Origin of the sequence: Chelatococcus asaccharovorans (genome assembly GCF_003201475.1) — a bacterium.
GTDB lineage: Bacteria > Pseudomonadota > Alphaproteobacteria > Rhizobiales > Beijerinckiaceae > Chelatococcus > Chelatococcus asaccharovorans.
The window spans coordinates 263,404-278,513 of the sequence record NZ_QJJK01000002.1 but is presented as its reverse complement, the minus strand read 5'-3'; the positions used below and the strand labels follow the sequence as shown (position 1 = coordinate 278,513).

Sequence of the window (15,110 nt, the reverse complement as noted above, 5' to 3'; positions counted from 1 at the left end):
GTCAGACTTCCCTCAGGTGGAAGAGGCGATGTCCGTCCAGGAAGGTCTCGAAGCCGTCGGGAACGACGAAGGTGGTGGCGTCGGATTCGATGATTGCGGGACCGGTGACACGGTTGCCCGGGCGCAGGGCCTCCATGCGGTAGAGCTGTGCATCGACCCAGCGCTTCTTGCGGTAGAACTTGCGTGTGCCGGTTTTTGCGTCCTCGGGCGGGGTCTCGCCTTCGAGCGGCTCCTTCGGGATCTTCGGCTTGGGGATCGGCACCGCGCCGCGCATGATGGCGCCAGTCACGGAATAGCCGAGTTCGGGCGAGCGCGCCGAGGCGGCATAGACGCGGCCATAGGTGGCGTTGAACGCGTCCTGGAGTTGCTCCCAATCATCGGCCGTGCCGGCATTGCCGAGCGGCGATTCGATCTCGAGGTCGTTGAGCTGGCCGCGATACTGCATGCGGTAGCCGGGAGTCAGTGTCACCTGCTCAGGTTCGTAGCCGTTGAGCTTGAATTCCTCGAGCACGTTCCTGGTCAATTCCTCCCATGCGGCTTGCAATGTCTTTGCTGCAGCTTCGCGTTGCGCGGCTGGCGCATCCGGCGCGAGGTTGATGTCGAGCGACTTGTCGTAGCGATACTCGAAATCAGCCGCAGCGCAGCCGAAGGCCGAGAAGCCGGCCGCCCAGGCCGGGACGATGACGTCCTCGAAACCGAGCCCTTCCGTATAGCCATAGGTGTGGACGGGTCCGGCCCCGCCATAGGAGAAGCACACGAAGCTCTGGGGCGAGTAACCTTTGCCGGAGATCATCGAGCGCAGGTAGTCGCGCAGGTCGGAATCGAGCAGTTCGATGACGCCGGCCGCCGCATCTTCGACGGAGAGACCGAGCGGATCGGCGAGTTGTACCTTGATGGCATCAACCGAGCGCTGCCGGTCGAGCTTCACCGCGCCACCGAGGAAGTTGTCCGGGTTGAGATAGCCGAGCACCATGTGGCAGTCGGAGATCGTCACCGTTTCGATGCCGCTTTCCTTCCAGCAGACGCCGACCCGGTAACCGGCCGAGTCCGGGCCGAGCTTGATCGCCTTGGTATAGGGATCGAGCCGGATGAAGGATCCGGCGCCGGCACCGACCGAGTCCATGGCGACGAGAGGCAGCGACAAGACGAGCCGCGCCATGTCCGGATCGTTCTTGATCGTCAGTTCGCCCTGGGTGATCAGGGCCACGTCGAAGGATGTGCCGCCGATGTCGGAACAGGCGATGTTGTTGTAGCCCAGCACCTCGCCGAGATATTTGGCGCCGATGACGCCGCCGATCGGCCCGGAGACGATGGTGCGGGCGAGCTCCTTGGCTTTCCAGGAGATCGTGCCGCCGTGCGTCGCCATCACCCGGAAGTCGAACTTCGTGCCATGCTCCTTGAAGGCGTCGGAGATCTTCTTCAGCGTCTGGCGTGATGGCTCGGCCGCATAACCCTCGAGAATAGTCGTGTTCGTGCGATGCGTTTCCTTGCGCACGGGATAGTAATCCGCGGAGGCGAAGACCGGGATCGACTTGCCGCTTTCTGCGATTTCTTCCGTCACGATATCGCGCACCCGGCGTTCGTGATCGGGGTTCTTGTAGGAATGCAGCAGGCTGATGACGATGCCTTCGACATCGGCCGCAATCAGTTCGCGCGCCGCTTCACGCGCGGTCTCCTCCCGCAGGGGGATGACGACCGTCCCCGACATGTCGACACGCTCGATGACGCCGCGCGTCAGGTTGCGCGGCACCAGCGGCGGATCATAGCGATGGGTGTTGAGGTGGATGCGGTCTTCATAGGCGTAGCCGAGATAGGCCTGGATCGCCCGGCCCATGCGGTGGAAATCCTCCATGCCGCGATTGACGATGAGGCCGCACCGCAATCCCTTGCGCTGGACCACACGATTGAGCATCGCGGTGCCGGAATAGACGCCGGTCTGGAGCTGCTTCAGCGCTGCATCGAGCGACAGGCCCCAGGCTCCGAGGCCGTCCTCGCTGGAGGCGATCAGGCCGAGCGCCTCGTTCTGCGGGGTGCTCTGGGCCTTGCCGACGACGAAATCACCGTCGGAATCGACAAAAAAGGTATCGGTCATGGTGCCGCCGGCATCGATGCCGAGCACCTGCACGCTTCTTTCGGTGGGCGTATGGATGTTCACGAGCGTCCTCCTTTGTGAGGTCGGCCTCTGACGAGCCGGTATCAAAAGGAGGGCAGGGAGCGTGCCAACACCCTCGCTGGGTGGCGGCTTCAAATTTTCCAGTCGCTTGCCGCATGTGCGAAGGTCGCTATTCGCGTCCGCACACCGTCCGATCGTCGGACGCCGGACGGCTGGTCCGTCCGATCGACGGACGTCGCGTCATCGTTCGGACGACGGCGCGGCCCGATATTCGGCGAGCTTGAGATAGAGGGTTGACCGCGCGATGCCGAGGCGTTTCGCAGCTTCGGTCAGATTGCCGCCGCAAGCCTCGACCTGGGCAAGGATGGCGGCGCGCTCGGCCGCGCGCAGATCGGCCTTCGCGGCGGGACGCGGCGCTGCCGCCCGCGGGGTAGACTGCGTGCCAGGCGCGGGACCCAGCGCAAGCTCCGGCGGCAGGTCGGCGCATTCGAGCCGATCGGTCTCGGCCAAGGCGACCATGGCGTCGACGACGTTGCGCAGTTCGCGGGCATTGCCCGGCCAATCATGGGCGGTGAGGCGTTCGAGCAGCGCGGGCGCGAAGTCCGGCGCTGGCCTGCCGAGCCGTCCCGCCGCCTTCGCTGCGAAGCTGAGCGCGAGCGTGGCTATATCCTCCCGCCGCTCGCGCAGCGGCGGAATGCGCAGCCGTGCGGCTGCGATGCGGTAATAGAGGTCACGCCGGAAGCGCCCGGCCTCTACCTCCGCGCCGAGGTCGCGATTGGTCATGGACAGGATGCGGATATCGACACGCCGTCCCACGGCTTCGCCGATACGATAGACGATCCCGTCCTCCAGCACGCGCAGCAGATAGGATTGCAGATCGAGCGGCATCTCGCCGATCTCGTCGAGGCAGAGTACGCCGCCGTCGGCCTGCTCGATCCGGCCGGCCCGGCCGTTGGCATCGGCGCCGGTGAAGGCGCCCTTGGCATAGCCGAACAGCTCGCTGGCGATCAGATCCCGTGGCATGCCACCGCAATTGAGCGGCACGAAGGGGCCGTCAGCGGCGGGCCCGGCGCTCTTGATCGCGCGGGCGAACAGCTCCTTGCCGACGCCGGTCTCGCCCTCGATCAGGATCGGCAGGCTGTTGGCGCCAAGCTTGCGGGCCCGCGTCCGCGCTTCCGCGATGGCCGTGCTTCCACCAAGGATGCTGTCGAAGCCCAGGCCAGGCTCGACGGTCTCCTTCGGCTGCGGTGCGGCAGGCCGGCCGCGCGGGCGATGCAGGACGATGAGGCAGCCGATCGCGTCGCCCTCGTTCTGCACGATCTCCACGCTGGCATTGGGAAAGCGCCGGCGGCAATTCTCCTCCCAGTCGTCCCGCGCGGTCGAACCGATGATTTGCCGCAACTCGCGCTTGAGGCCGTCCGGGTCTGCATCCAGCCGCCGGCGGGCGCCTTCGGCGGCGTGGACGACGAAACCGCGCTTGTCGATGACGAGGATGTCCTCGCTCAACCAGATCGACCGTTTGGAGACGAAGCCGCGCAGGAGGAGCTCATGCTCGGTGCGGGCTGCCTGCCCAAGGGTTGCCTCGATCTCCTGGCCGATGGACATGGCGAGCGCCAGGCTCTGCGGATTGAAATGCGCAACCGGCCCGGAGATATCGACAACGCCGAGGATCTCGCCATCCAGGGGATGGCGGACGGGCGTGGCGGCGCATGTCCAGCGCTGGACATCCTCGCAGAAATGGGCGGCTCCGCGGATCTCGGTCGGCTTCCCGTCGACGAGGGCCGTGCCGATGGCATTGGTGCCGATGACCGCCTCGTCCCAGCGCCCGCCGGTCTCGAGATGGTTGCGGCGGCCATTGTCCACGATACGCGGGTCGCCCGCGGTCTCGACGATGAAGCCGCTGGCATCGGTCAGGATCATCATCGACGATGCTTCGGCGAGAAACAGGCCGGAGCGGTTCAGCGCGGGGCGTGCGGCCGACAGGAGGGCTTTGCTGATAGACCGTCGCCGGTAGATTTCCGGCTCGGTGGAGATGGGAGCCTCGCGACGCGACGTGCTGACGCCCAGCGCGCGTGAGCGCATCCAGGATGCGACAAGGGCAGAAGGGAGCCCGGGAGGGGCTTCCCCCTTGCCGAGGAACGCCTCCCACGCGTGACGCATTTCGCGCTGTCTGTTCATGCGTCCCTCCCGATGACCGACAACGGCTTAAGCGCTGCTAAGGACGACGATGGCAGGCAGGCCGCATCACCGGGCTCGGAACCAGCTTACAAGCCAGGCCTGGATGCCGGAGCAGCCATGGCGGAACGCTGTTTCCGGGTCGGTCGACGCCGCTTGCATGTCCCCTTTGCATGTCCTTTGTCCGTGGGCTTCTCCGGCCCGCTTGGGGCAGACTATGCACAGCGCATAGGCATCCTGCAAGCTGGCCGTCCGGCCGGGGCAGCCGGGGTCGGCAGGCGGCGGGCCCAGCCGCGCGCCGGAGATGCCTATTTCAAGATTATTTTTTTGCAAGAAATGAATATAGATTTTATTTTATTCGCTTAACTATAATAATAGAACTGGAAATTGGATGAGTATATTAATATTTACGCATTATTTTATTTGTCGTTAAATGTATGCCCGTATCATAGTCCATCGCCGACTTCGGCAGACTTCGGTGTGCCGGGCGGCGAAAGGGCCTCGGGGGTGAGCACGTCCTTCAACACGTTCACGAAGGTCTGGGCTGCGAGTGACAGCGGTCGGCGTTTCGGAATGATCATGCCGATCGAGACGGGAATGCGCGGCTCGAACTGGCGCACGGCGATGTGGTCGAATTCGCCGGCATCCCAGACCGAAAAATGGTCGACCAGCGCCACGCCCCGCCCGCGCTCCACCAGCCGGCGTATCAACTGGCTCTGGTTGGATATCAGGTAGTTGGAGGGCCGCACGCCTTCGTTGGACAGCGAGCGGAAGATCGCGGCACCAAAGGGCACGGACCGCGGATAGGTGACGAAGGGCTGCCCGGCCAGATCGCTCGCCAGGATGATGCGGTGTTTGGAAAGCTCATGCGCGTTGGGCATGATGCACACCATCGACGCGGTCTTCAGCGTCTGGGTCATCAGGTCCGATTCGTGCTCGGGGTGGTGGACGAGGCCGAAGTCGTAGTTTCCGCGGCTCACGTAGCTGTGAATCTTGTCGGAATCGAGCAGGTCGACCTGCACCTGGATGCCGGGATACTGGCTGTTGAAACGCTCCATCGCCATCGGGATGAGCGCCGTGCTGAAGGCCGACAGGATGCCGATATTGACGTAACCCTGCGCCATCGTCGTCAGGTCGAGGGACAGATTCTCGAAAACCGTCAGCTCGTCCATCAGCCGGGCGGCGTGGGTGAAGAGGAGCTCGGCCTCCGGCGTCGGGCGCAGCCGCCCGGCCCGGCGCTCGAACAGCCGCACGCCCGCGAAATCCTCAAGCTGCTTCAATGATTTACTGGCGTTCGGCTGGGTCGTGTGGAGGACCTGTGCGGCTTCCGTGACCGAGCCCGTCTTCATGAAGGCCGCGAGGGTATCGAGGTGGCGCAGCTTGATCCGGCGCATGCTTCGCAAAGCCTCCATCATCATTCCATTATGGAATGGAAAGCTCGAATAATTGAATTTTACGGGATAGGGAAGCCCCTCCTACAGTGTGGGTGATCAACGGAGAGGGCGGCTGTCCCGGCCGCCGGAAAGACGAAGCCGCATCATCATGGGCACTATCAGGGTTGGCATCGACGTCGGCGGAACCTTCACGGATTTCACCGTGCTCGACGACGAAACGGGCGCCATGCGCCATTTCAAGGTGTCATCGACGCCGCATGATCCGTCCGAGGCCATCGAGACCGGCATCGCAAGCTTCCCCGAGCGCGGGCTGTCGGCTGCCGACGTCGTGCATTTCGGCCACGGCACCACCGTCGCGACCAACATGGTCATCGAACGTCGGGGCGGCAGGACGGGTCTCCTGACCACGGAAGGGTTCCGCGACGTGCTGGAGATCGGCCGCCAGACCCGGCCGGATCTGTTCGACATGAGCGTGCGCAAGCCCGACCCGCTGGTGGCGCGCGCCCTGCGCCTCGAAGTCACCGAGCGTCTCGGCCCGGATGGCGCGGTGATCTTGCCCCTTGACGAGGACGGCGTGGCGACTGCCGCGCGCCGCTTCAGGCAAGAGGAGGTCGAGGCCATCGCGATCGGCTTCCTGCATGCCTATCGCAACCCGGCGCATGAGCAGCGCGCCGCGGCGATCATCCGGGAATTCCTGCCCGACGTCTTCATCAGCCTGTCGAGCGACGTGCTGCCCGAGTTCCGCGAATACGAGCGCATCTCCACCACGGTGATGAACGCCTATCTGATGCCGCGCATGGATGGCTATCTCGACCGCTTCATGAAGCGGTCGCGCAAGACCGGCGTCGAGGCAAAGCCCTACACCATCCATTCGAACGGCGGCCTGATGTCGACCGAGACGGCGCGCAACTATCCCGTGCGCACCTGCCTGTCCGGCCCGGCGGCCGGCGTCGTCGGCGCGGCCCTCGTCGGCAAGGCTGCCGCCTTCCCCGACATCATCACCTATGACGTCGGCGGCACGTCCACCGACGTCGCGCTGATCGCGGGCGGCAAGCCGGCCTATTCCGCCGACCGCGACGTGGCGGGCTATTCCATCCGCTGTCCCATGGTCGACGTCAGCGTGATCGGCGCCGGCGGCGGCTCCATCGCCTGGCTCGACGATGCCGGTGGCCTCAAGGTCGGCCCGCAAAGCGCAGCCGCCGTCCCCGGCCCGGCTGCCTATGGCAAGGGCGGCACGGAGGCGACCATCACCGACGCCAATATCGTCCTGCAGCGGCTCAACCCCGTCGCCCTGCTCGACGGCGCCATGCCGGTCGATCGCGAGGCCGCACTCAAGGCGGTCAGCGCGGTCGCCGAGAAGATCGGCCGCAGTGTCGAGGATACGGCCTGGGGCATCATCCGCATCGCGGTGGCCAATATGGCGCGGGCGATCCGGGCCGTGTCCATGGACAAGGGCCATGACCTCAAGCAGTTCGCCTTGATGGCCTTCGGCGGCGCAGGCCCGCTGCACGCCGCGCTGGTGGCGGCCGAGACCGGGCTCGAGACCGTGATCATCCCGGAATCGCCGGGCACCATGTGCGCGCGCGGCGTGCTGTTGTCCGACGTCACGCGCGACTTCGTCTCCACCCAGATCAAGCGCGCGGAAGGCGAAAGCTGGGAAGAGATCACGTCGGCTGTCGCCGCGCTGGAAGAACAGGCTAGCGCATGGCTGGAGGCCGAGACCATTCCCGATGACAAGCGCGCCTTGCAGCATATCGTGGAAGCCCGCTACGCCGGCCAGAACCACGAGATCCGCGTGGAAGGCGTGCTCACCACGGCCCAGGATTTCGCGGCCCGCTTCGCCGAGGCGCATAAAGTGGTCTACGGCTATGCACTCGACGATCATCCGGTCGAGATCGTCAACCTGCGCGTCCAGGCCATCGGCCATGCCGGTCGCCCGCTGCAGACGGTGGCCAGCGCGACGGGCTCCATCGCCGCGGCCAAGGTGGGTGAGCGGGAGGTCTATGTCGGCCCCGAGCGCGGCTGGCTGACCCTGCCGGTCTACAAGCGCGCGCTGATGCCCCAGGGCGAGGCCTTCTCCGGGCCGGCCATTATCGAGGAACTGACCTCGACGGCTTATGTGCTTCCCGACCAGGAGGGCGTCGTCGACGCCTACGGCAACATCATCCTCAAGTTTGTGAAGGGTCGTGCGTGATGCAGCAGCACGTCAAGCCTCCGCGCGAGTTCGACGCCATCGAGATGGAGGTCTACTCCAACCGGTTCATGTCGATCACCGACGAGATGGGCCTCAGCCTCGTCCGCTCCTCCTTCTCCACCAATATCAAGGAGCGCAAGGACTGCTCCGTCGGCCTGTTCGACGGCAAGGGCCGCCTGATCGTGCAGGCCTCGCACATCCCCGTGCATCTCGGCTCGCTCCAGGGCGGCGTGGCCGCGGTGCTGGAGAATTTCAAGCCCGAGGACATCCGGCCGGGTGACGCCTTCATCTGCAACGATCCCTATCTCGCCGGCGGTTCGCATACGCCCGACATCTCCATTCTGACGCCGGTCTTCCACGACGGGCGGCTTTGCTTCTTCGCAGCCAATCTCGGCCATCATTCCGACGTCGGCGGCGGCGTGCCGGGCTCCTGCGATCCGAGCCAGACCAGCATCTTCGCCGAGGGCCTGCGCATCCCCGTATTGAAGATCGCGCGCGAAGGCGTGCTCGACGAGCAGATCGTCAAGCTGATCAGCACCAACAGCCGCGATCCGCTGGAGCGCGTGCTGGATCTCAAGGTGCAGATCGCCACCAACGAGATCGGCCGGCGCAAGCTGGTGGCGCTCGCCGACCAGTTCGGCATCGCGACGGTCGAGAGGGCGGTCGACGATCTCATCGCCTATTCGGAAAGCCGTCTGCGCAAGCGCATCAAGGACCTGCCGGACGGGGTCTACACCGGCGAGGCCTTCATCGATGGCGACGGCGTGGGCCATGAGCCCTGCCGTATCCAGGTCGCCATCAAGGTCGAGGAGGACGGCATCACCTTCGACTTCACCGGCACCGACGTGCAGGCGCGCGGCGCCGTCAACATCCCGAAGACGGCGCTTGATGCCACCTGCTACTACACCATCAAGGCCCTGCTCGACCCGACGCTGCCGCCGAACGAGGGCATGGCGCTTCCCGTCACCATCGTGGCGGAGGAGGGCACGCTCGTACGGCCGAAGTTCCCGGCCGCCGTCGGCATCCGCTCCACGAGTTGCCAGCGGGTTGTGCGTGCGATCTTCCAGGCCTTCGCCGATGTCCTGCCGAAGGAAAAGGTCTTCGCCTCGTCCGCCGACATGAATGCGACGATGATCTTCTTCGGCCCGCACAAGATGCGTGAAGGCAACTTCGTCTATCTCGAGACGGTGGGGGGCGGCGCGGGCGCGAGCCTGACCCATGACGGGATGAACGGCATCCAGGTGCATATCACCAATACGTCGAACCTGCCGGCCGAGGCGCTCGAGATCGAATATCCGCTCATGGTCCGCCGCTACGCGCTGGCCGATGGCTCGGGCGGCGAGGGGCATACCGTCGGCGGCATGGGCATCATCCGCGAGGTCGTCGCGATGACCGACGGCATCCGCGCCAATGCCTCCAGCGAGGGTCTGCGGACGCCCGCGGACGGCGTTTTCGGCGGCGGCGCCGGCGAGGTGGCCCATCTCAAGTTCGGGACGGTGGACGGCAAGACAACCGAATACGACATCTCGATCACCAACATCCTCATGAACCGCGGGGACAGCCTGTTCCTGCAAACGCCGGGCGGTGGTGGCTTCGGTCGCGCGTCCCGACCTGAAGCCTCTGGAGAATGACTGACATGGCCCTCGAAAACCTGACGCCGAGCGACGCAGAGATCAAGTCTGCGCCCAATCCCAACTATCTGGAGGGGGACTATCTCAAGGGCGTCCTGGAGATGGCGTTCCGCGACGGCAACCCGGTCGCCGAGACGCTCGTGAACGCGATCTTCTCGTCGCGCGAGATCGAATCCGTCTATCTCGTCGGCGCCGGCGGCTCCAATTCCTACATTGAGCCCGTCAAGTATATCCTCGACAAATACTGTGATCTGCGCATCGAGCGCATCAATGCGACGGAGTTCGAGACACGGCGCCCCAAGCCCGTCAACGAGAAGGCCGTGGTGCTGCTCACCTCGCATAACGGCGAGACCGAAGACACCGTTGTTGCCGCGCGCTGGGCCAAGACGACCGGCGCGGTCACTGTCGCCCTGACGTCGGGCCATGAGAGCGGGCTGGCCAAGATCTGCGATCACCTGCTGCCCTACAGCCGTGAACTGCCGGGCATGCCGAAGACCCTGGTCGCCTATCTCTTCGCGGCGCATCTCCTGAAATATCTCGGCAATCCGGTTGGTGCGCGTCTTCTGCGCGACCTCGAGGCAATGCCGGCCCGCCTGCACGAGATCAAGGATGCCGAGCGCGAGCGCGGCATGGAGCTCGCCCGCCGCTACAAGGACGAGAACATCTATTATGTTCTTTCTAGCGGCATTCTCTCGGCGCTCAACTACCAGTATTCGATCTGCATCTTCAACGAGATGCTGTGGCTCGACGCCTCCGACATCCATTCCGGCGAGTTCCGCCACGGGCCATTCGAGGTCGCCGACGCGGACATGGCCTATATCTTCCTCATGGACAATGGCGAGAACCGCAAGATCGACCAGCGCGCGCTGAAATTCACCCGCCGCGTGACGGACAAGATCATCACCTTCGACGCCGGCCGCTACGAGGACGTATCGCCGCTTCTGTCGCCTTTCGTCATCGGCGTCACCTGGTACTGGTTCGCCCATACGCTTTCGGTGCTGCGCGAGCATCCGCTCTCGGTGCGCCGCTATATGTGGAAGGTCGATTACTGATGGCGAAGCGCCCGCCAGCACTCTTGCCGGACCACCGCGCGCGCATGCCGCATCGCGTGGACAGCGGCTTGCGGGCGGGCGCCTGCCTCTTCGACCAGCGGTCAGGAGGCCGGCATGACCGGACGTGACGAGCTGCGCGGGTTGCGGGTGCTGGGGCTCGGCGACAATGTCGTCGATCGCTATCTCAACGCTGGGGTCATGTATCCCGGCGGCAATGCGCTGAATTTCGCGGCCTATGCGAAGATGCTCGGCGCCGACGCAGCCTATCTCGGGACGTTTGGAACGGACCGGGCGGCCCGCCATGTCCGGGACACGCTCGAGGCTCTCGCGATACCGACCCCGCATTGCCGTGTCGTCGAAGGCGCGAACGGCCATGCGGATGTGCGGATCGTCGACGGAAACCGCGAGTTCGTGTTCTCCAACCGGGGCGGCGTCGCGCGCGAACATCCCTTCGTGCCGGATGCGGCCGATCTCGACTATCTCGCGACCTTCGCGCTGGTACATACGAGCTGCTACAGCCACCTCAATCCGCAGCTCGCTGTGCTGCGTCCGGCCTGCGCGCTCCTGTCCTACGACTTCTCCTACCGCTGGCAGGTGGATGATCTGATTGCCCCGGTCGCTCCTCATCTCGATTTCGCGGCGCTGTCGGCCGGGGACGTCGGTCGCGAGCGCGCGATGCTCGCGCTGCGCGAGACCGTGGCCCAGGGCTGTGGCCTCGCCCTGGCGACGCTCGGCGCAGAGGGCGCGATCGCCTATGATGGTGAGCACTTCATCACGGTCGTGCCGGAGCCGACGGACGTGGTGGATACGCTCGGCGCCGGTGACGCCTTCATAACGGCCACTATGCTGGCGCTCATCGCCTCCGGCTGGCGCCGGGGGATGCGTCCGCCGCCGGATGTCCTGCGCGCGGCGCTCGGCCATGGCGCCCAGTTCGCGGCGCGGATCTGCCGGATCGAGGGTGCGTTCGGCCATGCCGCGCCCATCGACGCCGAAACGCTGACGTGAGGCGGAGGCGCGATGCTCGAGATCAGGAACCTCTCCATCGCTTTCAAGACCGCAGCGGGTCTCAAACCCGCCGTGCGTGACGTCAGCTTCACCATCAGGCCCGGTGAGATCCTCGGCCTGGTCGGGGAGAGCGGCAGCGGCAAGACCCTCACGTCGCTCGGCGTCATGGGTCTGTTGCCGCCGAACGCCGTTGTCACGCGCGGTGAGGTGCTGGTCGACGGCGTGGACCTCATCAAGTGCACGCCGGCCGAATTGCGCAGGCTGCGCGGCGGCCATGTGGCGATGATCTTCCAGGACCCGATGGCATCGCTGGACCCCATCTTCACCTGCGGCGACCAGATCGTCGAGGCGATCCTGCTGCATGAGCGCATCGGCAAGGCGGCCGCCCGCCGCAAAGCCCTCGCGCTCCTGGAGAAGGTCCATATCCCGGATCCGGCCCGTTGCATGCGTGCCTTTCCGCATGAGCTCTCGGGCGGGCAATGCCAGCGGGTCATGATCGCGATGGCGGTGTCCTGCAAGCCGCGCATCATCATCGCCGACGAGCCGACCACGGCGCTGGACGTGACCGTCCAGAAGCAGGTGCTGGACCTGTTGCGTGGGCTCAACGCGGAAGTCGGCGCCGCCATCCTGTTGATCACCCATGATCTCGGCGTGATCTATGAAGTCGCCGATCGCGTCGCCGTCATGTATGCCGGCGAACTGATGGAGGAGGCGGCCACCCCTGACCTCTTCACCAATCCCCAGAACGACTATACCAAGGCGCTGATCGACTCCATGCCGTCGCTCGGGCTGCGGCAGGAGCGCCTGCCCGTTATCGAGCGGGACGCGGCGGGCAATGTCCGCAGCGTCAGGCCGCAGCCGCGCACGCGGCCAGCCGGGGGCGACGTGCCGGTTGCGGTTGATCCGCACCCGCTTCTCGAGCTCAAGGACCTGCGCAAGTCCTATTGGGTGAAGCCGACGCCGCTGGCGGCTGCCGTCGCCATGCATGCGGTGGACGGTGTGAGCTTCTCGATCGCGCCGCGCACGACCCTGGGGCTCGTCGGCGAGTCCGGCTGCGGGAAGACGACGCTGTCGCGGGCGATCATGCGCCTGTCCAATCCCGATTCCGGGCAGATCCTGTTCAAGGGCCAGGATATCGCGCGGCTGTCCGAGCGGGCCATGCGTCCGTTCCGCCGCGAGATCGCGATGGTCTTCCAGAACCCCTATGGCTCCTTGAACCCGCGGCAGACTGTGGCGGACCTGATCGGGGCTCCCCTGGCGATCTTCGAGGAGGGCACGCCGGCCGAGCGCAGCAAGCATGTTCTGCAACTGCTCGACGCCGTCGGCCTGCCGCGCGCAGCGGCCGCCAAATATCCGCATGAGTTCTCCGGCGGCCAGCGCCAGCGCATCGCGGTTGCCCGCGCGCTCGCGCTCAAGCCGTCGCTCGTCATCTGCGATGAAGCCGTCTCGGCACTCGATGTGTCGGTCCAGGCGCAGGTCCTGAACCTGCTCAAGGACCTGCAGGTTGAGTTCGACCTGACCTATCTCTTCATTTCGCACGACCTGTCGGTGGTCGAGCACATCAGTGACACGATCGCCGTCATGCAGAAGGGACGCATCGTCGAGGCAGGACCTGCCGAGGCGATTTTCGCGGCGCCGCAGCACGCCTATACGCGCCTTCTTCTCGATGCGGTTCCCACCGTCGGCGCTGAGCGCGCGAGGAGGGGACGGGCATGAACGCGACGCTTTCGGGTGCTCTTGTCCTCGTGGGCCGCAAGCTGCTGACGGCCTTCGTCCAGCTTTGGCTGGTCGCGACGCTGATCTTCTCGGTGATGTATATCATGCCGGGAGATCCGGTCCTGCTCCTGCTCGGCGCCGAGAGCAACCCCTCGCCCGAGGCGGTCGCCGCGATGCGCGGCCAGCTCGGCCTGGACCAGCCGGTGATCAGCCAGTATTTCGTCTGGCTCTGGAACGCGCTGCATCTCGACTTCGGCAAGTCGCTGACCAACGGCTATCCGGTTGCGAAATATGTCACGAGCAACCTGCCGCGCACGCTTGAACTGGCTTTTGCCGCCATCATCGTGGCGGCGCTGATCGGGGTTCCGCTTGGGATTGCGGCGGCGCTGAAGCGCGGTTCCCTGCGCGACACGGTCCTGACCTCGATCGCCACGATCGGCATCTCGGTTCCGGTTTATATCCTGGGGACGCTGCTCGTGCTGTTCTTCAGCATTCAGCTCGGCTGGCTGCCGGCGAGCGGCTATACCGATATCTCGCGCAACGTGGTCGAGCATTTCCGCAAGCTCGCCCTGCCGGCGTTCGCGCTCGGCTTCGGCCTGGCCGCGTCGATCGCGCGCATGACCCGCTCCTCGATGCTCGAGATCCTCGGCCGTGACTTCGTGCGCGCGCTCCGGGCCAAGGGCATGTCCGAGCATCGCATCATCTGGCAGCATGTGCTGCGCAATGCGGCCATTCCGATCGTCACGATCATCGGCCTGCAGCTCGGCAATCTGATGGGTGGCACCGTCCTCGTTGAGGCGATGTTCAACTGGCCGGGCCTCAGCACGCTTCTCGTCAGCGCGGTCTCCGCCCGCAACTATCCGCTGGTGCAGGGTTCCATGCTGGCGATCGCTGCCTTGTTCATCCTCATCAATCTGGTCGTCGAGCTCTTCTACAGCCTGCTCGATCCGCGCATCCGCAGGAGGCGCTCATGACGGGCAGGCTCCTCAGCCTATCGCGCAGCCAGCCGGCCTTCGCGGCGAGCCTTGCGATCCTGGGCGCGGTTGTCTTCGTTGCCATCTTCGGCACGTGGCTCGCGCCGCAGAACCCCTACGCCATCAATCCGTCCGCGGTGAACCAGGGCAGCTCCGCCGCGCATTGGCTCGGCACCGATGAGTTCGGCCGCGATCTCCTGAGCCGACTTCTGATCGGCGTGCGGCCGACCATGCTGGTGGCGATCGGGGCGACGGTGATCGCCGGCTTTTTCGGAACCCTCCTCGGCATCGCCGGGGCCTATAGCCGGCCGGCCCTGTCGTTCATCATCATGCGCGGCGTCGACATCATGTTGAGCTTCCCGCCGATCCTGCTGGCGCTGCTTGCCGTCGGCTTCTGGGAAAGCGGGGTCTTCAGCCTCGCGGTGGTGATCGGCGTTCTCTATATCCCGCATTTCGCCCGCGTCGCCCATTCCGCGACATTGCAGGTCACGCGGCAGGAATTCATGGAGGCCGAGCACGCGATGGGCGCCTCGGTGCAGCGCGTGGTGCGTGTCGCCATCCTGCCGAACATCCTGTCGCCGCTGGTCGTGCAGGCGACCCTGACCGTGGCGGCCGCCATCCTGCTCGAATCCGGCCTGAGCTTCCTCGGTCTCGGCATCGTGCCGCCGGAGCCGTCCTGGGGGCAGATGATCGGCACGGCACGCGGCTATCTCAGCCAGCACCCGATGTATGCGATCTGGCCTTCGCTTCTTCTCGCGCTGACCGTGCTCTCCATCAACGTCCTGGGAGACCGGCTGCGCGACACCCTCGATCCACGGCTCAGGGAGGAATAGCCGCCATGGAACAAGCATGCGGA

At 65.4% G+C, this 15,110-nt stretch carries 11 protein-coding genes; 8 read left to right on the top strand and 3 right to left on the bottom strand.

The window, feature by feature from the left end:
* Nucleotide 1: 1 nt before the first annotated feature.
* Both C7450_RS05855 and C7450_RS05850 read right to left on the bottom strand, forming a co-directional pair.
* On the bottom strand, nucleotides 2-2,155 hold the full coding sequence (locus C7450_RS05855; protein WP_110373469.1) for a hydantoinase/oxoprolinase family protein: 2,154 nt from the start codon (nucleotides 2,153-2,155) through the stop codon (nucleotides 2-4).
* Between the two features lie 198 nt (nucleotides 2,156-2,353).
* The gene (locus tag C7450_RS05850) at nucleotides 2,354-4,291 is read right to left on the bottom strand and encodes a sigma-54-dependent Fis family transcriptional regulator (RefSeq protein ID WP_110373468.1); all 1,938 of its coding nucleotides are present in this window, start codon (nucleotides 4,289-4,291) and stop codon (nucleotides 2,354-2,356) included.
* Nucleotides 4,292-4,303: 12 nt separating this feature from the next.
* Between C7450_RS05850 and C7450_RS33455 the strand changes: the two genes are divergently transcribed.
* Nucleotides 4,304-4,654 (top strand): hypothetical protein, encoded by a 351-nt coding sequence (locus C7450_RS33455; RefSeq protein ID WP_146227269.1) that lies wholly within the window; start codon nucleotides 4,304-4,306, stop codon nucleotides 4,652-4,654.
* A gap of 80 nt (nucleotides 4,655-4,734) precedes the next feature.
* Here the strand turns inward: C7450_RS33455 and C7450_RS05845 are convergent, their stop codons facing one another.
* On the bottom strand, nucleotides 4,735-5,682 hold the full coding sequence (locus C7450_RS05845; RefSeq protein ID WP_170147084.1) for a LysR family transcriptional regulator: 948 nt from the start codon (nucleotides 5,680-5,682) through the stop codon (nucleotides 4,735-4,737).
* Between the two features lie 148 nt (nucleotides 5,683-5,830).
* Between C7450_RS05845 and C7450_RS05840 the strand changes: the two genes are divergently transcribed.
* The 7 genes from C7450_RS05840 to C7450_RS05810 all read left to right on the top strand — a co-directional run bounded on the left by C7450_RS05840 (nucleotide 5,831) and on the right by C7450_RS05810 (nucleotide 15,087).
* The gene (locus C7450_RS05840; RefSeq protein WP_110373466.1) at nucleotides 5,831-7,876 is read left to right on the top strand and encodes a hydantoinase/oxoprolinase family protein; all 2,046 of its coding nucleotides are present in this window, start codon (nucleotides 5,831-5,833) and stop codon (nucleotides 7,874-7,876) included.
* Complete coding sequence (locus tag C7450_RS05835; RefSeq protein ID WP_110373465.1) at nucleotides 7,876-9,507, top strand: hydantoinase B/oxoprolinase family protein; 1,632 nt, start codon at nucleotides 7,876-7,878, stop codon at nucleotides 9,505-9,507. Before C7450_RS05840 ends, C7450_RS05835 begins: the two co-directional genes overlap by 1 nt.
* A gap of 5 nt (nucleotides 9,508-9,512) precedes the next feature.
* The gene (locus C7450_RS05830; RefSeq protein WP_170147083.1) at nucleotides 9,513-10,559 is read left to right on the top strand and encodes an SIS domain-containing protein; all 1,047 of its coding nucleotides are present in this window, start codon (nucleotides 9,513-9,515) and stop codon (nucleotides 10,557-10,559) included.
* Between the two features lie 114 nt (nucleotides 10,560-10,673).
* The gene (locus C7450_RS05825; RefSeq protein ID WP_110373463.1) at nucleotides 10,674-11,564 is read left to right on the top strand and encodes a fructoselysine 6-kinase; all 891 of its coding nucleotides are present in this window, start codon (nucleotides 10,674-10,676) and stop codon (nucleotides 11,562-11,564) included.
* Between the two features lie 12 nt (nucleotides 11,565-11,576).
* Nucleotides 11,577-13,280: an ABC transporter ATP-binding protein gene (locus tag C7450_RS05820; RefSeq protein ID WP_110373462.1), complete on the top strand. Its 1,704-nt coding sequence runs from the start codon at nucleotides 11,577-11,579 to the stop codon at nucleotides 13,278-13,280.
* Nucleotides 13,277-14,254 (top strand): ABC transporter permease, encoded by a 978-nt coding sequence (locus C7450_RS05815; RefSeq protein ID WP_110373461.1) that lies wholly within the window; start codon nucleotides 13,277-13,279, stop codon nucleotides 14,252-14,254. The genes C7450_RS05820 and C7450_RS05815 overlap by 4 nt, the downstream gene beginning before the upstream one ends.
* Nucleotides 14,251-15,087 (top strand): ABC transporter permease, encoded by an 837-nt coding sequence (locus C7450_RS05810; protein ID WP_110373460.1) that lies wholly within the window; start codon nucleotides 14,251-14,253, stop codon nucleotides 15,085-15,087. The genes C7450_RS05815 and C7450_RS05810 overlap by 4 nt, the downstream gene beginning before the upstream one ends.
* Nucleotides 15,088-15,110 lie beyond the last annotated feature (23 nt).